This window comes from Shewanella sp., assembly GCF_051658185.1.
GTDB lineage: Bacteria > Pseudomonadota > Gammaproteobacteria > Enterobacterales > Shewanellaceae > Shewanella.
Map to the genome: position 1 here is coordinate 1 of NZ_JBOFMC010000225.1, position 19,628 is coordinate 19,628.

Genomic DNA, 19,628 nt, shown 5'->3' on the forward strand with positions numbered 1-19,628 from the left:
AAGGATGAACAATAAAATACGTGGCATATTGACTAACAATAACTCGGGGAAAATGACGCACTCATATTAGCCAACTTAGGCGATAATTGGTATGTGCACGGGCATTTTTTTTGGCGTGAGGCTGAGGTAGGCTCAGGATGTGAGCACTGTGTCGGTGTGTTCCGCGCTGGGGTTGTTTAACTTTTGTTCTTATCTGGTTTTGTTAAGTCGATTAATGGGTTATGGCACCAGAGCGGAATAGCCCTGAGCCGGCACCGCCAGAGCCTTATAGTTCAGAGCCTGAGGTGCTCAGGCTCTGGCTACGCAGGCTAGCGTTAATCGGCAGCGTTGCTGTTGTTAAGCGCGTTAAGCGTCGCAAAGGGCTGGCCCATGCGGGTGACTGCCATAGGCTCGACCCCCTCAGCAAAGGTGGCAATCGCATCTTTTGCAAATAGCATCACCACAGTGCTGCCGAGTTTAAAGCGGCCCATCTCGGCACCTTTCTCTAGCGTGATAGCATCGGGGCCCGTTGTTGGGTATTCCCATGTGAATACTTGCTTACCGGTGGGCGGTGTAATAGTGCCTGCCCAGACGGTTTCGATGCTGGCAACAATGGTGGCACCGACGAGTACCATGGCTAATGGACCGTGCTCGGTTTCAAAAATTGCGACGACGCGCTCATTGCGGGCGAAGAGGCCGGGTACATGGCGTGCCGTTAATGGATTGACCGAAAATAATTCACCGGGCACATAGGTCATTTTAGATAAGGTGCCTTTAATCGGCATGTGGATACGGTGGTAGTCTTTAGGTGCTAAATAAATGGTCGCAAAATCACCGCCTTCAAAGCGGTTTGCATCGTCGGCTTGATCACCAAGCAGGGTGAGTGCTGAGTAGTCATGGCCTTTGGCTTGGAAAATACGTCCAGCTTTTATCGGCCCGAGTTGACTGACTGCGCCGTCAACCGGATGCACCATTATGTTGGCGGCGGGGTTAACTGGCCGAATGCCGGGTTTGAGGGCGCGGGTAAAAAACGCATTAAAGCTGCGATAGGCTTCGGGCTTGCTTTCGGCCGCCTCGCTCATATCAATATGATATTGTTTGATAAACCACTTGATTGCGGCGGTGGTCAGCGCGCCGGCTTCGGCGGCGGCAAATTTCCCGACTAAGCGTGATAACCAATGCTTTGGCAGCATATACTGCAGGGCAATTTTGACTTTATCCAATTTTACTTCCTTCTCTTGCTGCTCAATCTTTGCTGAGACTGTTGTTATTTATGAGACTGTTGTTATTTATGAGACAGTTGCTATTCGGATTGACTTGTCGAACCATCAGTTGATTGGCAAGGTTATTCGTCCGTTGCGGCGCGAAAGTGGCGCGCATGGCGCTGCTCATCAAGGCTCGCAATAATCCGGTGGTAATTATTGAAGCGATCTTCACTGATTTTTCCGGCGTTGACGGCGGCTTGTAGGGCGCAGCCTGGATCGTCGCCGTGTTTGCAATCGCGGAATTTACAGCCCCCTAAAAAGTCGCGAAACTCAACAAAACACCAACCCACTCGCTGGGCAGGTAAATGCCATAGGGCAAATTCACGCACTCCAGGGGAGTCAATTAAATCGCCACCACTGGGAAGATGCAGCAACTTGGCGGTGGTGGTGGTGTGTTGGCCAAGGCCTGAGTTATCGGACACATCGCCGACCAACAGTTCAGCTTCGGGCAGCAAGGCATTGATCAGAGAAGATTTACCCACTCCTGACTGGCCGGCAAACACGCTCACTTTGTCTTTTAGTAAGGCTTTGATGGTATCGAGGCCTTCGCCTAATATACTGCTGACTTTATATACCGGGTAGCCAATCGCTTGATAACGTTGCAAGGCTTCTTCAATAGCCGGGGCTTCCTCGGGCGTTAATAGATCGATTTTATTCAAAATAATAATCGGCGGAATGTCGGTGTCTTCGGCGGCGACGAGGTAACGATCGATGATTTGGGTGGTAAAACTTGGGAGCACCGAGGAGACAATCAGGATTTGATCAATATTGGAGGCGATAATTTTCACGCCATCGTATAAATCGGGGCGGGTAAGTGACGAACGCCTTGGATGCACGGCCTCTACGATCCCTGCTATCCCGCTGTTGGCTTGGCTTTCTATGGCTAAGCGCACGATGACCCTATCGCCCGTGACTAAACTTTTGATCGTTCTGCGAATATTGCACCGCACCACTTGGCCGTCTGCGGTTTCGATATCGGCATGCTGACCAAAGCGGGAGATCACAGTACCACTCTGCTCTGGGCCGAGTGAGCTATCTTGTAATTCCGGCGTCTGTTTAGCGTCAGTGTCACGATTGAGGCGTTTCTCGTGATTGGCGCGCATACGGCGTAATTGGCCTTGGCTTAGGGGTTTCTTTTTACTCACGGATTTGTCTTCGTCAATTAGGTGATTTTTTGTGTTCGAAAAAAGCAGTATGATACACGCTCTTGAATAAAAATGCCTGAATTTAGGCTAACCGACACAATAAGGCAGATTTATGGCGGCGGATGCAAATAATCTCATTTGGATTGATCTTGAAATGACCGGGCTTGAGCCCGAGGTGGATAGGATCCTTGAAATAGCCACATTAGTAACAGACCAAGAGCTCAATATCATCGGCCAAGGCCCGGTTATTGCTATCCATCAGTCCGACGAGGTGTTGGCTGCCATGGATGATTGGAATCAAAAACACCACGGTGAGTCCGGCTTGATTGAACGCGTTCGCGCTAGCCAAGATGACGAAGCTAAGGCGATTGCGAAGACGATTGAGTTTTTAGCCCAATACGTGCCCAAAGGGGCTTCACCTATGTGCGGTAACAGTATTGGCCAAGATCGGCGCTTTTTAAATCGCTACATGCGCGAACTTGAGGATTACTTCCATTACCGTAATCTTGACGTGAGTACCGTTAAGGAGCTGGTGAAACGTTGGAGCCCTGAAACCATGGCCGGTTTTAAGAAGCAAAATACCCATCAGGCCCTGCAGGATATCCAAGAATCGATCGCCGAATTGCAGTATTATCGCAGTAAAGTATTTAAAATTTGACCAATCAGCAGATAAATCTGCAAGAAGGGGTTGCAGCCGCATGAATTTTTCATATAATGCGGCCTCAACTTTTTGATGCGAACACGCAAGCGTGCGGTCAAGAAAGTTTGAAGGCGACATTAGCTCAGTTGGTAGAGCGATACCTTGCCAAGGTATAGGTCATCGGTTCGAACCCGATATGTCGCTCCAAATATCAATTTAGTGATACACCAAGTCATTAAATGCAAGATTATGCGACATTAGCTCAGTTGGTAGAGCGATACCTTGCCAAGGTATAGGTCATCGGTTCGAACCCGATATGTCGCTCCAAATATCAATTTAGTGATATACCAAGTCATTAAATGCAAGATTATGCGACATTAGCTCAGTTGGTAGAGCGATACCTTGCCAAGGTATAGGTCATCGGTTCGAACCCGATATGTCGCTCCAATTGCTGCTTAGCCTCCTCTGTGTGTCAACCTTGGTTTTCCATATCAGTCTTTTCACATCAGTGTCATTTTATATAAATAACTCAATCTGTTAAGTCGCTTTCGTTATCGTATCTTTGGTGCTTTGACGTGAGGGCTGTGGCCTTGTCGTTACCTGTCTCTCTGTGTGCCTCCCAATTGATGACTGCGCCAGTGATCACCTGGTTATGGGGGATTGGCGTGCTCGCGCCGCGTCTCTTTTTTCTTTTGCCCTATCACTTATCCCTTATCCTACTCATAGCGTCCATTGCGCGATTTTTATTCGAGCGCGGAAATTATTTTGTTTAAAATCAATATATTAAGTGAATGTAGGCTTGATTTTTCTCAATGCATTCCCTATTAAGGTAGTGATGCGTGTAGGGGGCTGATTGAGATAGTGCATTTGTGGCTTACCTCGCTGGAAGATGGGGTGGGGCAGGCTGATACATATCCATTAGGTAAAACAGTATGAGAGGATTTTTGGCGTGACCTATGGTGTATTTTTTTAAGTTTTACTAAATTAGATGACTTTGTAAAAGTTAAACTTTGACCTTGCTCAACTATTCGTAATGCTTTTACTTACATAATGAATTTAGGATAAATCATATAGCGCCAAGTTGTTGGCCTGACAGTGGAGTGCAAAACATGCGTATTCAACAATTACGGGATTTATTTGAGTATGTGGCAATTTGCCGCTTAGATATGGCGCAGCTCTACGGCAGGTTGTTCAATCAAGCCGATTCTACCCGCGTAAAAATGATGTTGGAGTACTTTGAGTCTCATCAAAAGCATGTGGCTGAAAAATTACGCGATTATATCGATGACGCCCCACAGCGCATTCTCGATACCTGGTATAAAGATTTTGTTTTTGAAGATTTTACCAAACGCTGCCAAGAGGTGATGTTGCCAGCGAACATGACAGAAGAAGATGTGCTCAGTTTGCATCTCGATTTAGAAAATCGCCTGATTGGTTTATTAGAAAAGACGGTGGATTCGACCACCGCAGCGGATGCGCGCAGTGCACTTGAGGATTTAATTCGGGTGGAGAAGATCCAGCAGCAGCGTTTAGTGCACAGCACCATCCGAATGGACGATATTTAATATTCGAATGTGTTGCCGAACAAAGCCAGCATCTTGCTGGCTTTGTTGTTTTAAATTGCCCACGGCGGCAGAGTATTAGGGGATTTCGCCGCTGTTCTGATTTACGTCATGATGTGACTTGATACTTTTTGTTATGGTTGACGGCGGTCGATGTGGGGGCCCTGTAGGGGAGCTTTGGGGCGATTAGCCTTGGAGTGTGGCTGCCAATGTGCGCAGTCAACCGAGGCAGGGTGACTTTTTAAATCGATCTTTCAATAGCGCAGGAGCTTCTTTATGGCACAAGATTTATCACAACTACCCACGGCGCTTTATACCCAAGAGCAGGTTAAGCAGGCTGAATTGCTCGCTGTCAGCCAAGGTGAGTCAACACTTTATGGTTTGGTAGAGCGTGCGGGAACTGCTGCATTTGAGTGTTTAACGCGTCATCTGGCGCGGCGTCAAGGAAGCCAGAACAATGTGGCCACGGCGCCTAACTCTACAAGGATGCTGGTGCTGGCGGGGAGTGGCAATAATGGGGCGGATGCCTTAGTGTGCGCGCGCCTGATGCTTGAGGCGGGAATGGCCGTTACCGCAGGGTTGCAAAGTACCACAGGTTCTGCGGAGTTTGAGCAAGCCTTATGCGCTTATCGCGCGGCAGGGGGTGTTGTTCAAGATATTGATATTGAGTTGATTTTATCCGCAGAGGTGATTGTTGATGGGTTGCTTGGCACGGGGCTGACTGGCAAAGTACGCCAGAGCACGGCCGCCATCATTGACGGCGTTAATCAGAGCGCGGCGTGGGTGCTGAGTCTTGATGTGCCATCGGGCATCATTGCCGACACCGGGGCGGTGGTCGGGGCGGAGCCTCTCGCGCCCGTGCCAGCGATAATGGCCGATGTCACTTTATGTTTTGCCGGGGTAAAACAAGGGCTGCTGACGAGTAAAGCACGCCATCATTGTGGTTTGCTTGAATTTGCCGATCTAGGATTGAGCCGTTATTTTTCTCCTAGCTCAGTGCAACGGGTGGGCGGTGAAATTCTTCAGAGTTATTTTGCCGCTCGGGCACGCGATAGCCATAAGGGGCAATCGGGTAAAGTGACAGTGATCGGTGGCGATTATGGATTAGCGGGCGCGATTCGTTTGGCGAGTGAGGCTTGCCTCAGAGCTGGCGCAGGCTTAGTGACAGTGATTAGTCGTCCTGAGCATCAGTTAACGGTGAATGTTTCCCGGCCAGAATTGATGTTTTGGGGCTGTGATCTCGTCGACATGGAAGTGTATTTACGCCTAGGTTGGGCGCAGGTTATTGTCCTTGGTCCCGGATTAGGCAGGCAGGATTGGGGATATAACTTGTTTAAGGCGGCAGGCCTGAGCGATAAACCTTGCGTGCTCGATGCCGATGCCTTGAACTTGCTTAGCCAAGAACCCCGCAAGCAACCCAATTGGGTATTGACGCCACATCCGGGAGAGGCTGCACGTTTGCTTGATTGTTCAGTGGCGGACATTGAGCGTGACCGATTTGCGGCGGTACGTAGCATGCAGCAAAAATACGGTGGCGTGGTGTTACTCAAAGGCGCTGGTACTGTGATCTATGATGGTCAGCGCATGATTGTTGCACCAGTTGGTAATCCCGGGCTTGCAAGTGGTGGGTGTGGCGATGTTTTATCTGGTATTATAGGCGCGCTTATGGCACAAGGCATGGATAATATGCAAGCCACGATAGTGGCCGTGGTGGTCCATGGCTGCGCAGCGGATTTGGCGGCGCGCCAAGGGGAGCGTGGTATGCTTGCCAGTGATTTAATGCCGTTTATTCGTCAATTAGTGAATAGTGATTTACTCTAGGCGTAATGACAGAGCTCAAACCGAGCACTCAGGCTTAGGACTAAGTGTGCGATTTTAACGTATGGCGCTTAAGTATCGTGCCTTAGTGCTTAAGTATCGCATCTTAGTGCTTCCTGTTTGAGTGATCTCTCCATCAATAACAGCAGTGAAATAAGTGGACATGACAGAGTTAACTTTTTTGTTGGAAAATGAAGACGACACCGTTGCGGTAGGGCAAACCCTGGCCCGCCATATTCAAGCGCCTTTCACGCTGTATTTAACGGGGGATTTAGGGGCCGGTAAAACCACCTTGAGTCGTGGTTTAATTCAAGCATTAGGCCATCAAGGCGCAGTAAAAAGTCCAACCTATACGCTAGTTGAACCTTATGAGCTAAAGGGTGTCGAAGTTTATCACTTTGATCTCTATCGTTTAAATGATCCAGAAGAATTAGAGTTTATGGGGATACGTGATTATTTTTCAGACACCAGCCTGTGTATCGTCGAATGGCCCGATAAGGGGCAGGGCCTGCTGCCAGCCGCGGATGTCCATATCCATTTGAGCTATCAAGGCAGCGGACGTGAAATCCATTTACACGCCCTCTCTGCCGCCGGCAACCGCTTATTGACCGCGATAAAATAACGATAACAATGATTATAAATACACATTATTTTCAAATATTCGCTTTATTTTCATGCCTCATTTTTACGGGCTTTGTCTATGGTGCCAACCAGTTAGAAGGGGTGCGTATTTGGGCTGCCCCTGAATCGACCCGTATCGTATTCGATTTAACTGAGGCGCCTAACTACAGTTATTTTGCCATTGAGGGGCCTAGCCGCTTAGTGGTCGATCTTAAAAAGGCATCGACCAAGATTTCTCTTAAAAATCTGCAAAATAACAGTAAATTAGTTAAAAATGTGCGGATCAGTAAATCCCCTACCAAGGGGGATTTGCGTTTAGTGATCGATCTGGCCAAACCGTTAACGGCGAACCTGTTTTCTTTGCCGAAGACGGCACCTTACGGCAACCGTTTAGTGGTTGATTTAGAAGATAAAAGAGAAAGTGATACCGCTGCTGTTGTCAATGCCGAACCGGTAAAATCCGTGACCAAAACGGCTCAGTCATCCCGAGATATTGTGGTGGCGATTGATGCTGGACACGGCGGTGATGACCCCGGTTCGATAGGCCCCTCAGGACTCTATGAAAAGAAAGTGGTGCTCGAAATTTCTCGGCGCTTGGCCAATAAAATCAATGCCACACCAGGGATGCGGGCGGTGATGATCCGTAGCGGTGATTATTTTGTCAATTTAAACAAGCGCTCAGAACTGGCGCGTAACAGCAAAGCTGATTTGTTGATTTCAATTCACGCCGATGCGTTTACCTCGCCAACCCCCCGCGGGGCTTCGGTGTGGGTGTTGTCGATGCGCCGTGCCAATAGTGAGATTGGTCGTTGGTTAGAGCAAAAAGAAAAACACTCAGAATTACTCGGCGGTGCCGGGGAGATTATCCAAAATACTGATAATGAACAGTATCTTGCAATGACATTACTCGATATGTCGATGAACAGCTCGATGGCCATTGGCCATTCTGTGGCCACCGATATCTTGAAGGATTTAGGCGCAACAACACAATTGCATAAAAATCGGCCGGAGTCGGCGAGTTTTGCCGTGCTAAAATCGCCCGATATTCCCTCGATTTTGGTTGAAACCGGGTTTATCTCTAACCCGAAGGAAGAGCGCTTGCTGGCCAGTAGCAGTCACCAGGAAAATATTGCGGCAGCCATCTATAAAGGTGTGAGTCGTTATTTTCATCGTAACCCGCCAGCCGATACGCTGATCGCGAAACAAAATGGGCTGCAATCTGGTGCGAGCGCCAGTGCCACATCTTCGGCAAAATCCAGTGCCACATCGAATGCCACAACCTCCGCAAAATCCAGTGGCAAATCGACGGTTAAAAGCCCTGCCGTGACGGCGAAATCGTCGACAAAGGTAAAGCATAAAGTGAGTCGCGGCGAATCGTTATCTGGCATTGCTCGGCAATATCGAGTCCCTATGGCGAGCATTAAACGCGTAAATAATATGACAAGCGATGTGGTGCAGTTAGGGCAAACTCTTTTGATCCCAGAAAGTTAACATGGAAAAATCGATGGGTATTCAGATTTTACCTCCACAATTGGCAAACCAGATAGCTGCGGGTGAAGTGGTCGAGCGACCCGCTTCGGTGGTCAAAGAGTTGGTTGAAAACAGCCTCGATGCGGGCGCCACGCGGGTGGATATTGAGATCGACAGGGGCGGCAGCAAGCTCATTAAAATCCGTGACAATGGTTCGGGGATCCCTAAGGATGAGTTGGCGCTGGCGTTGTCACGCCATGCCACTTCCAAGTTGCACACGTTAGATGATCTTGAGGCGATTTTAAGTTTTGGATTTCGCGGTGAGGCCCTTGCCAGTATCAGCTCAGTTTCACGGCTCACCTTAACCTCGCGTACTGTGGCTCAAACCGAGGCGTGGCAGGCCTACGCTGAGGGCGCCGACATGGCCGTTAAGGTGATCCCCGCGGCCCATCCTGTGGGCTCAACGATCGAGGTGGTCGATTTATTTTTTAATACGCCCGCTCGCCGTCGCTTTTTAAAGAGTGATAAAACTGAATTTACCCATATTGATGAATGGCTAAAACGTATTGCCTTGGTGAGGGGCGATATTCATTTCACGCTAACTCATAACGGTAAAACCGTGCGTAATTATCGGCCTGCGATGAATGAGGCCCAGTATTTACAGCGTCTTACTCAGGTTGCCGGGAGGACGTTTGCTGAGCAGGCGCTGAAGATTGAATGTGAGCATGATGATTTACGGTTAAGGGGCTATTTGCAATCGCCCTGGTCGGCAGCGCTCACCGATACCCATTATTTTTATGTCAACGGCCGGCTAATTCGTGATCGCCTCGTCAATCATGCCGTGCGCCAAGCGTTTGCACAAAAAGCCGAAATTGAGCAGCCGGGCTATGTGTTGATGCTGGATATCGATCCTCATCAGGTGGATGTTAACGTCCATCCAGCCAAACATGAGGTGCGCTTTCATCAAAGCCGCTATGTGCATGATTATATTTTGCAAGCGTTGCAATCGGCCCTCGAAGAAGCCAATTCACACTATGGCACGCTGGGATCTCGCGGGATGTTGCATCCTGCGGCTGAGCTGATGGATGCGGACACGCAGGATGATGCGCAAGCGACATTGAATCGAGCCAGTTTGGCAACGATAGCGCATGATCTCAATAATGCCGCCGCTGCGGATGCTGGCGCTGTTAGCGACCAATCTGGATCAGGCTTTGAAGATATTCAAGGGCGTGACACCGATATGTCTCGTTCGGTAGCGTTTTCACCCGCAATACACACTTCTCCATCACGTCATCAAGCCATCCAATCGAATCAGTTTGGCCGCATGCAGGCACCCAGAGCGACTCAACAGCATGATAGCGTTACGCGCCAATCGACTACGCTGCCGAGCAAAACCGCCATAGCCAGTTATGCTGCGTTAATGCAAACGCCTAGCTATCGCGTTGATGAGCAACCACAAGCATCGCTTGAGCCGGCCATGCCTCTGGTGTTAGATGAGCAATATTGGGTGATGGTTGAAGGAGACAAATTAAAATTATTGCCGATAAAAACCGTGGCCTTAGCAACCAGGCTGGCCGAAATAACCGCTAAAATCGAGACGGGATTGATTAGCCAGCCCTTACTGATGCCAGTGTCGGTTGCAGCCGATCCGGATTGGCAATTATTGCTTGATGAACACGCGACCTTATTGCGGCAAATTGGTTTAGAGCTAACAATTCGCTATCAGCAGTTGATAATCAAAAAAGTGCCCCCATATCTGAGGCAGTGCCAGTTAGCCACAGTGATCCCTGAGTGGCTGCAGTCGCTGCGTTTTGCCCCCCCTGCGCCCAACGCCTTGGCGATGTGGCTAGCAAAACACAGTTTATCGGGTTTTATGTCGGCACCAACGGTGTGGTCTGCATTTTCCCAATTAACCCAAGAGCAGCGAGAGCACATTGCCAAGCAGGCGCTATTGTTACCTTGGCAATCGTGGCTAGAAGAGCAAGCAAGTGAATAAAGAACAATTGCCAAAAGTGCTATTTCTGATGGGGCCGACGGCTTCCGGAAAAACGGCGTTAGCCATCGAATTAGCCGAAAAACACCAGTGCGAAATCATTTCCGTCGATTCGGCATTGATTTATCGCGGTATGGATATTGGCAGCGCTAAACCCTCCGCCGCCGAGTTAGCTCGTGGGCCGCATCGATTACTCGACATTCGCGATCCCAGTGAGAGTTATTCTGCCGCCGATTTTAGGAAAGACGCGCTGGCTGATATCGAGCAGATCATCAGCATGGGTAAAACGCCACTGCTCGTCGGTGGCACTATGATGTATTTTAAAGCATTGCTAGAGGGGTTATCGCCACTACCCGCGGCAGATGAGGCGATACGCTCGCAAATCCAAGCCGAGGCCGAGGCTTATGGCTGGGAAACATTGCACGAGCAATTGCGGGAGATCGATCCCGTGTCGGCAATAAGAATTCATCCTAATGATCCACAAAGGCTTTCAAGAGCGTTGGAAGTCTATAGAATAAGTGGCAAGAGTTTGACTGAGCTGACGCAAACTAAGTCGGCCCCTTTACCCTATAACGTGGTGCAGTTTGCCATTGCCCCGCGTGAACGAAGTGTGTTGCATAACTTAATCGCACAACGGTTTGAGCTGATGCTGCAGCAGGGATTTATCGATGAAGTTCGCCAGTTAAAAGCGAGGGGAGACTTGCATTTAGACTTACCTTCAATGCGCTGTGTCGGTTATCGACAATGCTGGCAATATCTCGATGGTGAGTTTGACTATGATACTATGGTTGAAAAAGCGGTAGCAGCTACTAGGCAATTAGCTAAGCGTCAATTAACATGGTTACGCAGTTGGCCAGAGTTAAATTGGCTTGAAAGTGGTGCTGAGGGAAATTTAGTTACACTTATGCGTCAATGCCGCTAGCTTATTAGCCCTTGCTGTATAATACTAAAACTAAACAAAAAACTTCACTTATATCAGTTTATTTTTATATAAATTAAAAAGGAAATAATAACATGGCTAAGGGGCAATCGTTACAAGACCCATTTTTGAACGCACTACGCCGCGAGCGCGTTCCTGTATCCATCTACCTAGTCAACGGCATTAAACTGCAAGGGCAGGTTGAATCTTTTGATCAATTTGTGATCCTGTTGAAAAACACTGTGAGCCAGATGGTTTACAAACATGCGATTTCAACCGTTGTACCTGCTCGTCCCTTCAACGTGACTGGCCATCAAAATGCCCAGGGCGGTTATGGTCCACAGGATGATGCGCCCAGTGGCGAGTAAGTGCTATTTGAGGAGTTTGCTTCTTGTTTGATCGTTATGAGGCGGGAGAAACAGCCGTTCTTGTCCATATCGACTTTTCGGATGAGGAACGTCGGGAGGACTTAGTCGAGCTCCAGTTATTGGTGGAATCCGCTGGTGCTCGCTCTGTTGGAGTCATTACTGGAAGTCGACGCTCGCCAGATCGTAAGTTTTTCGTGGGTTCGGGTAAAGCCGAGGAGCTGGCCGCTTTGGTGGCCGCGACTGAGGCGAATGTCGTGATTTTCAACCATGCCTTGAGTCCGGCTCAAGAGCGTAATCTTGAACAAGTCTGTCAGTGTCGAGTACTCGACCGTACTACGCTTATTCTGGATATTTTCGCTCAACGAGCGCGCACCCATGAAGGTAAGTTGCAAGTGGAGCTAGCGCAATTGCGCCACATGTCGACTCGCCTTATTCGTGGTTGGACTCACCTTGAACGCCAAAAAGGTGGGATTGGTTTGCGAGGACCTGGGGAAACTCAGCTTGAAACCGATAGGCGTTTGCTTCGAGGTCGAATTAAGAATATCAATAAGCGCTTGGAGCGGGTTGATAAACAACGGGAGCAAAGTCGCCGTGCCCGTAAGCGCAGTGACATGCCTACAGTTTCATTAGTGGGTTATACTAACGCTGGTAAATCAACGTTATTTAATGCCTTAACCTCATCAGATGTTTATGCGGCAGATCAGTTGTTTGCCACCTTAGATCCCACATTAAGAAAGTTAGCACTGCCAGATGGCGCGGTGATTTTAGCGGATACCGTTGGGTTTATCCGTCATTTACCCCATGATCTGGTTGCGGCTTTTAAAGCGACCCTGCAAGAAACGCGGCAGGCGGAATTGCTACTGCATGTTGTTGATTGTGCTGATGAAAACATGGCTGATAACTTTGAGCAAGTCCAATCTGTGCTCGCTGATATCGATGCTGATGATGTCATGCAATTGATAGTGTGCAATAAGATTGATTTGCTCGACGATGTGCAACCGAAGATCGAGTATAACGATGTCGGTAAACCCGTGAAAGTGTGGGTGTCAGCGCAGAAGCGTTTAGGGTTTGATTTGCTGCTCAAAGCCATCACTGAATTGATCGGTGAGGTGATTAGGGAGCTGACACTAAGAATTCCGGCAACTGCTGGACATTATCTTGGCCAGTTTTATCGACTGGATGCAATACAGCAGAAAGAGTATGACGATCTGGGGAACTGTATTTTGTCTGTTCGTCTGTCGGACGCCGATTGGCGCCGATTAGCTAAACAGAGTCAGGGTGAGTTAGAAACCTTTATCTTCGATGCGTCGATAGAAAAGGCTGCTTGTTAATAATCTAATTTATTTCATCCACTTATGGAGTGTTAAATGGCTTGGAACGAGCCCGGTAACAAGGGTAATGATCCTTGGGGAAATAAAGGTGGTAACGACAAAGGACCACCGGACCTTGATGAGGTTTTTCGTAATCTTTCAAAGCGCTTTGGCGGCAAAGGTAATGGCTCTTCAGGCCAAGGCTTTAGTTCGTTCAGCTTAATCATCATTCTTGCCATTGCTTTAGCTGTTTGGGGACTTTCGGGTTTTTATACAATTAAAGAGGCAGAGCGTGGTGTGGCGCTGCGATTTGGTCAGTACGTTGACGAAGTGGGGCCGGGTCTGCACTGGAAACCAACCTTTATCGATGAAATTTATCCTGTTGATGTGCAATCAGTTCGCTCTGTGCCATCTTCTGGCAGTATGTTAACTTCCGATGAAAACGTGGTGAAGGTTGAGTTAGATGTGCAATATCGTATTTCCGATGCGCATGCCTATCTTTTCAGTGCGGTAGATGCCAATGCTAGCTTGCGTGAGGCCACCGATAGCGCATTGCGTTATGTGATTGGTCACAACAAGATGGATGACATTCTGACTACAGGGCGCGATGCCATTCGTCGTGACACTTGGAAAGAATTAGAACGCATTCTTGAGCCGTACAAATTGGGCTTAGTGATTGTGGATGTCAACTTCTTGCCCGCGCGTCCGCCAGAAGAAGTGAAAGATGCTTTCGATGATGCGATTTCTGCGCAAGAAGATGAGCAACGCTTTATCCGCGAAGCTGAAGCCTATGCTCGTGAAATTGAACCTAAAGCACGTGGTGAAGTGGAACGCATGGCGCAACAAGCGAATGCTTATAAAGAGCGTGAAATTTTAGAAGCCCGTGGTAAGGTCGCTCGTTTTGAGTTGCTCTTACCTGAATACCAAGCGGCGCCTGAAGTCACTCGTAAGCGCTTGTATCTTGATACAATGCAGCAGGTGATGACCGATACCAACAAAGTACTGATCGATGCCAAAAACAATGGCAACCTGATGTATTTGCCGTTAGACAAGTTAATGAAAGAGAAGCCTGTGACGCCTGAAGTTGAGCCTAAACCTCAGCAAAACGTCAATTCTTCATCTGTATCAACGACTCGCATTGGTGAGCCTTTGAGTGGACGCCCGTCCCGCGATGATCGTACTCGCCAAGGGAGGGATTAATTCATGGGTAGATTAGGTATTATTCTGGTCGCTATCATTTTTGGCATAGGTTTATCCTCTGTCATGGTGGTCAATGAGGGTGAACGGGCGATTGTGGCGCGTTTCGGTGAAATCGTGAAGGATAATGTTGACGGTAACCCTGTCACTCGCGTTTTTGGTCCCGGATTGCATTTTAAAGTGCCTGTGATCGATAAGGTCAAGCTGCTGGATGCTCGGATTCAGACCTTAGATGGGGCGGCGGATCGCTTTGTCACGTCTGAGAAAAAGGATTTGATGGTTGATTCCTACGTTAAATGGCGCATTCTCGATTTTGAAAAATATTACTTGTCCACAAACGGTGGTATTAAAGCGAATGCGGAGTCTTTATTACAACGTAAGATAAACAACGATTTGCGCACGGAGTTTGGTCGCCGCACGATTAGAGAGATTGTTTCTGGTCAACGCGATGAGCTACAAAATAATGCGTTAGCGAATGCGGCGGAGAGTGCAAAAGATTTGGGCATTGAAGTTGTGGATGTCCGAGTTAAGCAAATTAATCTGCCCGCAAACGTGAGTAACAGTATTTATCAACGTATGCGTGCTGAGCGTCAAGCGGTGGCTAAAGAGCACCGTGCTCAAGGTAAAGAGCAGTCAGAAATTATTCGGGCGACGATTGATGCTAACGTGACGATGAAAATCGCTGAAGCTGAGCGTAAAGCTTTAACCATTCGTGGTGAAGGTGATGCATTAGCTGCAAAAATTTACTCGGATGCTTATAACAAAGATCCAGAATTTTTCAGTTTTATTCGTAGCTTAGAAGCATACCGCGCGAGTTTTTCGGGTAACTCGGACATTATGGTGTTAGAGCCTGATAGTGAGTTCTTCAAATATATGAAGAGCGCTGCACCGAAAAAGTAAAACGGTTGTCGCTCCCTTCTAAATAGGCCCTGTTTACAGGGCCTATTTTTTTGGGTTAAACGCAGAGGGGATGACAGTAAGCAAGCTAAGCAATGAAAGAATGTCAGTATTATCAGACGATTAGTGTGGCTAAAATTAACATTCTGTTCACAATGATTAAAGGTGGTTAAATTTCATTCGATTTTAATCTTAATGTAAAAAAACATGCAATCTCCTTAACTTAGTTGTGTCTTTTCACTATGATCTGCTTCTAATTTTTGGCTATAATGGGCCCCGCTTCAAACTTCGATTTTTGTCCTAGATGATTCTTGGACGAAAGTCTCTGAAAAACAAAAATTCCAACACCCTCTGGGAGATAAGTGGATGAGCAATGCGCCAGTCGATACCGGACGTCGCAGATTCCTGACAGCCGCAACCGCCGTAGTTGGTGGTGCTGGTGCCGTCGCTGTAGCGGTTCCTTTCATCAAGTCGTGGAATCCGAGCGCCAAGGCGAAAGCCGCAGGCGCGCCGGTCGAAGTTAATATCAGTAAAGTAGAGCCAGGTCAGCTGATCCGGGTTGAGTGGCGTGGAAAGCCTGTTTGGGTTGTCCGTCGCACTGAAGCGGTGATCAATGAACTGCCAACACATGATGATAAGTTAAGAGATCCCGCTTCTGTAGAAATGCAGCAGCCTGAATATGCAACAAATCCTTTGCGTTCAATTAAGCCTGAGTATTTTATTGCCGTCGGTATTTGTACTCACCTCGGTTGCTCACCGACTTATTTACCGGATTCATTTGGTGAACAAGTTGAGGGGGTGACTTCTGGTTTCTTCTGTCCATGCCATGGTTCTAAGTTCGATATGGCGGGCCGCGTATTCCAAGGCGTTCCCGCGCCCTTGAACCTAGTTATCCCTCCACATCAATATGTTGATGATGGCACCGTAATCATTGGTGTAGATAAAGGAGAGGCATAATGATGAAGAATTTAATTAATTGGATTGATGAGCGCATCCCGATGACGGCGACCTATAACCGTCATGTGGGCCAATATGCTACGCCAACTAACTTTAACTTTTGGTATTTTTTCGGCTCGCTGGCGATGTTGGTATTGGTTAACCAATTACTGACAGGTATCTGGTTGACGATGAACTATGTGCCCACGGCAGAAGGCGCATTTGCCTCCGTGGAATACATCATGCGTGACGTTGAATACGGTTGGTTATTGCGGTACATGCATTCAACCGGTGCTTCAGCTTTCTTCGTGGTGATTTACTTGCATATGTTCCGTGGTCTGCTTTACGGTTCATATCAAAAGCCTAGAGAACTGTTGTGGCTATTCGGTATGTTGATTTTCCTCGTGTTAATGGCCGAAGCCTTTATGGGTTATCTGTTGCCATGGGGACAAATGTCATACTGGGGCGCGCAGGTTATTATTTCTCTGTTTGGTGCTATCCCTGTTATTGGTGATGATTTAACCCTGTGGATCCGTGGTGACTACGTGATCTCTGGCGCGACGCTCAACCGTTTCTTTGCACTGCATGTGATTGCTCTGCCGCTAGTGTTAGTCGTATTGGTGTTCTTACACTTAATTGCGCTGCATGAAGTGGGGTCAAACAACCCTGACGGTATCGAAATCAAGAAAAACAAAGACGAGAATGGCTGGCCGGTCGATGGCATTCCATTCCACCCATATTACACAGTGAAAGATATTATGGGCGTTGCTGGCTTCTTGATTGTGTTCTGTTATGTGTTGTTCTTTATGCCTGAGGGCGGCGGTTACTTCCTTGAAAAGCCAAACTTCGAAGCGGCTAACTCAATGAAAACCCCAGAGCATATTGCACCGGTATGGTACTTCACACCGTTCTACGCCATTTTACGTGCCGTACCTGATAAATTGGGTGGTGTACTGATGATGGGGCTGTCAATTGCGGTGTTGTTTGTGTTGCCTTGGCTTGACCGTTGTAAGGTGAAGTCGATTCGTTACCGCAGCACTATCCACAAATTAAATATTGCCCAGTTTGCGGTTTCGTTCATCGTATTAGGTTATTTAGGTGTGGTACCTGCTACCCCAACGCTGACGATAGTCGCGCAGATCTTTACCACTACATATTTTGGTTTCTTCTTGGCGCTTTGGTTATACAGCAAGAATGAAAAGACTAAACCTGTTCCAGCGAGGTTGACACACTAATGAAAAAATTATGGATTGCATTAGTTACCTTGTTGCCAACGTTGGCCATGGCCGCGAGTGGGCATAAAGTACACCTAGAAGACGCTAATATTGATTTGCATGATAAAGCCTCCCTAGTACGTGGTGTGGACTTGTTCCAGCATTACTGCTCAGGTTGCCATAGCACGCAATATCAACGGTACGAGCGTGTGGCAGCAGACCTCGGGATCTCTGCAGATGAGATGCGCAGTAAGTATATGTTTACCGATGCTAAAATTGGTGAACTGATGCAAAATGCGATCCCCGCAAAGGATGCGGCTAAATGGTTTGGTGCCACGCCTCCTGACTTAACTTTAGTGGCTCGCGTGCGTGGCGAAGATTGGGTCTATTCTTATCTAAAGGGTTTTTATAAAGATCCGAGTCGTCCATTTGGCGTCAATAACAGCGTATTCCCATCGGTAGGTATGCCTCATGTGCTTGAACAGCTTCAAGGCATGCCAGTTAAACAAGAAGATGGCAGTATTGTGGTTACTGGCGGCAAATTAAATGCTGAGGAATACGACCAGGCCGTACGCGATATTACTGGCTTTTTAGTCTATTCGGCTGAGCCGGTGAAGTTAGAGCGTGAAGCGCTCGGTGGCTGGGTGCTTGGATTCCTGTTTATATTCTTTATTGTGGCCTATCTCTTGAAGAAAGAGTATTGGAAAGATGTACACTAGGCATCAATAACGGGTAAAATATAGTATCCGCATAGTGTAAACGGGGGGCTTTGCCCCTCGTTTATTTTTGTTTTATTTCGACTCTGGAGGGTATCAATGGCTGTTGCTGCCAACAAACGCTCTATCATGACACTGTTTTCAGGTGCTGATGATCTGTATAGCCATCAAGTACGTATCGTGTTAGCTGAAAAAGGGGTTACTGTTGATGTTTTACAGGTCGACCCTAATGACATGCCTGAGGATTTGCTTGAGGTAAATCCTTATAACTCAGTGCCAACGCTGGTAGACCGTGAACTCGTTTTATATGAATCACGTATTATCATGGAATATTTGGATGAGCGTTTCCCTCATCCACCGCTAATGCCAGTCTATCCGGTTTCACGCGGTCAAAGCCGTTTGATGATGCACCGCATCGATACCGATTGGTATTCGCTAGTTGATCGCATTCGCAAAGGTGATCGTGCAGAGGCTGCTCGTAAAGAGTTGACCGAAAGCTTGATTGCAATTGCTCCGGTGTTCGGTGAAGTGCCTTACTTCATGAGTGAGGAATTTGGTCTTGCCGATTGCTATCTTGGTCCATTATTGTGGCGCTTGCCGGTATTGGGCATTGAATTAGATAGTCGCGTAGCAAAAGATATCAAAGCGTATATGACACGCATTTTTGAGCGTGACTCGTTCAAAGCTTCATTAACTGAAGCAGAACGTGAAATGCGCATGGGAATGTAATGAAGCCGTTGACTCCAAATCGTCCTTATTTACTAAGGGCTTACTACGATTGGTTGATGGATAACCAATTAACTCCTCACGTAGTGGTGGACGCCTTTGTTAAAGGAACCCAAGTACCGCAGCAGTATGTGAAGGATGGCCAGATCGTGCTGAATATCGCCGCTGGTGCAGTGGGCAATTTGCAAATTAGCAATGAGTTTGTGGAGTTCAATGCGCGTTTTGGTGGCGTACCCCAGCAGGTATTGCTGCCAATGGCATCCATTGTGGCCATTTATGCCCGTGAAAATGGCGCTGGTACCGTGTTTGATATGGAAGACGCCTATCTGATTGAAGATGAGCCAGAGCCCGGTCTGTCGGTGGTAGATACCGTTTCACCGCCTGTGGCGCCAAAAGATGAGCTAGCTAAGCGGCGCAGTCATTTAACGGTCGTTAAATAGCAGCGGTCCGCTGACTTTTCCATCCGTTAACATTAAGCCAGTCGAGTGACTGGCTTTTTTATCCCAGTATTTTCTGGTCGCGATGCTGCTGTGGCTATGGTGTGGCTGTCATGGTGTGATAGCATTGGCGCGCCAATGATTTTGTTAGATTTCGTTCTTGGATGTTCTATGCTGCTGATGATCGATAACTATCATTAGCATCCAGTGCAGTCCATGTTAGTCCGATGCTAAAGCAGAAAGCCAGCAATGGTGGCGATTTGAAGGTTATCAACTACCAGCATTATCCATTGTAATCCGGTAAAATTGCGGGTATCGATTACCTGATACCCGCAGCCACGCCCCTAACCGACACCAAAATCCGCACCACGAAGCCCGCAGATAAGCCGTAGTGTAGTGGTCAACAAAATTTGGC

The 19,628-nt window shown here is 47.9% G+C and carries 18 protein-coding genes and 3 tRNA genes; 19 read left to right on the forward strand and 2 right to left on the reverse strand.

The window, feature by feature from the left end:
• Positions 1-314 precede the first annotated feature (314 nt).
• Positions 315-1,202 (reverse strand): archaetidylserine decarboxylase, encoded by an 888-nt coding sequence (gene asd / locus ACRCZA_RS08935; protein ID WP_438674101.1) that lies wholly within the window; start codon positions 1,200-1,202, stop codon positions 315-317.
• 122 nt (positions 1,203-1,324) lie between these two features.
• On the reverse strand, positions 1,325-2,389 hold the full coding sequence (rsgA, locus tag ACRCZA_RS08940; RefSeq protein ID WP_438674102.1) for a small ribosomal subunit biogenesis GTPase RsgA: 1,065 nt from the start codon (positions 2,387-2,389) through the stop codon (positions 1,325-1,327).
• A 112-nt stretch (positions 2,390-2,501) separates the two neighbouring features.
• Between rsgA and orn the strand changes: the two genes are divergently transcribed.
• The 19 genes from orn (at position 2,502) to ACRCZA_RS09035 (ending at position 19,216) form a co-directional block, all read left to right on the forward strand.
• A complete protein-coding gene (gene orn, locus ACRCZA_RS08945) occupies positions 2,502-3,047 on the forward strand; it encodes an oligoribonuclease (RefSeq protein ID WP_438674103.1) in 546 nt (181 codons plus the stop codon).
• Positions 3,048-3,160: 113 nt separating this feature from the next.
• Positions 3,161-3,236: transfer RNA gene (locus ACRCZA_RS08950), tRNA-Gly, on the forward strand.
• A gap of 44 nt (positions 3,237-3,280) precedes the next feature.
• A tRNA-Gly gene (locus ACRCZA_RS08955) sits at positions 3,281-3,356 on the forward strand.
• Positions 3,357-3,400: 44 nt separating this feature from the next.
• Positions 3,401-3,476 (forward strand) — tRNA-Gly (locus tag ACRCZA_RS08960).
• 662 nt (positions 3,477-4,138) lie between these two features.
• Positions 4,139-4,594 carry a hypothetical protein gene (locus tag ACRCZA_RS08965; RefSeq protein ID WP_438674104.1) on the forward strand — a complete coding sequence of 152 codons (456 nt, stop codon included), beginning with the start codon at positions 4,139-4,141 and terminating at the stop codon, positions 4,592-4,594.
• A gap of 273 nt (positions 4,595-4,867) precedes the next feature.
• Positions 4,868-6,412, forward strand: a complete 1,545-nt coding sequence (locus tag ACRCZA_RS08970; protein ID WP_438674105.1) for an NAD(P)H-hydrate dehydratase — start codon at positions 4,868-4,870, stop codon at positions 6,410-6,412.
• Between the two features lie 160 nt (positions 6,413-6,572).
• Positions 6,573-7,031 carry a tRNA (adenosine(37)-N6)-threonylcarbamoyltransferase complex ATPase subunit type 1 TsaE gene (gene tsaE / locus ACRCZA_RS08975; protein WP_438674106.1) on the forward strand — a complete coding sequence of 153 codons (459 nt, stop codon included), beginning with the start codon at positions 6,573-6,575 and terminating at the stop codon, positions 7,029-7,031.
• An 8-nt stretch (positions 7,032-7,039) separates the two neighbouring features.
• Positions 7,040-8,521, forward strand: coding sequence for an N-acetylmuramoyl-L-alanine amidase (locus ACRCZA_RS08980; RefSeq protein WP_438674107.1), 1,482 nt, complete (start codon positions 7,040-7,042; stop codon positions 8,519-8,521).
• Positions 8,522-8,534: 13 nt separating this feature from the next.
• On the forward strand, positions 8,535-10,496 hold the full coding sequence (gene mutL / locus ACRCZA_RS08985) for a DNA mismatch repair endonuclease MutL (RefSeq protein ID WP_438674108.1): 1,962 nt from the start codon (positions 8,535-8,537) through the stop codon (positions 10,494-10,496).
• Positions 10,489-11,415 carry a tRNA (adenosine(37)-N6)-dimethylallyltransferase MiaA gene (gene miaA / locus ACRCZA_RS08990; RefSeq protein WP_438674109.1) on the forward strand — a complete coding sequence of 309 codons (927 nt, stop codon included), beginning with the start codon at positions 10,489-10,491 and terminating at the stop codon, positions 11,413-11,415. The genes mutL and miaA overlap by 8 nt, the downstream gene beginning before the upstream one ends.
• Positions 11,416-11,507: 92 nt before the next feature.
• The gene (hfq, locus tag ACRCZA_RS08995; RefSeq protein ID WP_438674110.1) at positions 11,508-11,780 is read left to right on the forward strand and encodes an RNA chaperone Hfq; all 273 of its coding nucleotides are present in this window, start codon (positions 11,508-11,510) and stop codon (positions 11,778-11,780) included.
• A gap of 23 nt (positions 11,781-11,803) precedes the next feature.
• A complete protein-coding gene (gene hflX, locus ACRCZA_RS09000; protein ID WP_438674111.1) occupies positions 11,804-13,111 on the forward strand; it encodes a ribosome rescue GTPase HflX in 1,308 nt (435 codons plus the stop codon).
• Positions 13,112-13,147: 36 nt separating this feature from the next.
• On the forward strand, positions 13,148-14,290 hold the full coding sequence (gene hflK, locus ACRCZA_RS09005; protein WP_438674112.1) for an FtsH protease activity modulator HflK: 1,143 nt from the start codon (positions 13,148-13,150) through the stop codon (positions 14,288-14,290).
• Positions 14,291-14,293: 3 nt separating this feature from the next.
• Positions 14,294-15,187, forward strand: coding sequence for a protease modulator HflC (gene hflC, locus ACRCZA_RS09010; protein ID WP_438674113.1), 894 nt, complete (start codon positions 14,294-14,296; stop codon positions 15,185-15,187).
• Between the two features lie 363 nt (positions 15,188-15,550).
• Positions 15,551-16,141, forward strand: a complete 591-nt coding sequence (gene petA, locus ACRCZA_RS09015; protein WP_438674114.1) for a ubiquinol-cytochrome c reductase iron-sulfur subunit — start codon at positions 15,551-15,553, stop codon at positions 16,139-16,141.
• Positions 16,141-17,355, forward strand: coding sequence for a cytochrome b (locus ACRCZA_RS09020; protein WP_438674115.1), 1,215 nt, complete (start codon positions 16,141-16,143; stop codon positions 17,353-17,355). Before petA ends, ACRCZA_RS09020 begins: the two co-directional genes overlap by 1 nt.
• Positions 17,355-18,053, forward strand: a complete 699-nt coding sequence (locus ACRCZA_RS09025; RefSeq protein WP_438674116.1) for a cytochrome c1 — start codon at positions 17,355-17,357, stop codon at positions 18,051-18,053. Before ACRCZA_RS09020 ends, ACRCZA_RS09025 begins: the two co-directional genes overlap by 1 nt.
• Before the next feature lie 96 nt (positions 18,054-18,149).
• Entirely contained in the window at positions 18,150-18,779 is a 630-nt protein-coding gene (sspA, locus tag ACRCZA_RS09030) for a stringent starvation protein SspA (RefSeq protein WP_438674117.1), read from the forward strand.
• Positions 18,779-19,216: a ClpXP protease specificity-enhancing factor gene (locus tag ACRCZA_RS09035; protein WP_438674118.1), complete on the forward strand. Its 438-nt coding sequence runs from the start codon at positions 18,779-18,781 to the stop codon at positions 19,214-19,216. Before sspA ends, ACRCZA_RS09035 begins: the two co-directional genes overlap by 1 nt.
• Positions 19,217-19,628: the final 412 nt, after the last annotated feature.

Bases quoted from the DNA above. Each gene is read 5' to 3' on its own strand.
- orn (WP_438674103.1), top strand. From the start codon at position 2,502: ATGGCGGCGGATGCAAATAATCTCATTTGGATTGATCTTGAAATGACC.
- ACRCZA_RS08965 (WP_438674104.1), top strand. From the start codon at position 4,139: ATGCGTATTCAACAATTACGGGATTTATTTGAGTATGTGGCAATTTGC.
- ACRCZA_RS08970 (WP_438674105.1), top strand. From the start codon at position 4,868: ATGGCACAAGATTTATCACAACTACCCACGGCGCTTTATACCCAAGAG.
- tsaE (WP_438674106.1), top strand. From the start codon at position 6,573: ATGACAGAGTTAACTTTTTTGTTGGAAAATGAAGACGACACCGTTGCG.
- ACRCZA_RS08980 (WP_438674107.1), top strand. From the start codon at position 7,040: ATGATTATAAATACACATTATTTTCAAATATTCGCTTTATTTTCATGC.
- mutL (WP_438674108.1), top strand. From the start codon at position 8,535: ATGGGTATTCAGATTTTACCTCCACAATTGGCAAACCAGATAGCTGCG.
- hfq (WP_438674110.1), top strand. From the start codon at position 11,508: ATGGCTAAGGGGCAATCGTTACAAGACCCATTTTTGAACGCACTACGC.
- hflK (WP_438674112.1), top strand. From the start codon at position 13,148: ATGGCTTGGAACGAGCCCGGTAACAAGGGTAATGATCCTTGGGGAAAT.
- hflC (WP_438674113.1), top strand. From the start codon at position 14,294: ATGGGTAGATTAGGTATTATTCTGGTCGCTATCATTTTTGGCATAGGT.
- petA (WP_438674114.1), top strand. From the start codon at position 15,551: ATGAGCAATGCGCCAGTCGATACCGGACGTCGCAGATTCCTGACAGCC.
- ACRCZA_RS09020 (WP_438674115.1), top strand. From the start codon at position 16,141: ATGATGAAGAATTTAATTAATTGGATTGATGAGCGCATCCCGATGACG.
- ACRCZA_RS09025 (WP_438674116.1), top strand. From the start codon at position 17,355: ATGAAAAAATTATGGATTGCATTAGTTACCTTGTTGCCAACGTTGGCC.
- sspA (WP_438674117.1), top strand. From the start codon at position 18,150: ATGGCTGTTGCTGCCAACAAACGCTCTATCATGACACTGTTTTCAGGT.
- ACRCZA_RS09035 (WP_438674118.1), top strand. From the start codon at position 18,779: ATGAAGCCGTTGACTCCAAATCGTCCTTATTTACTAAGGGCTTACTAC.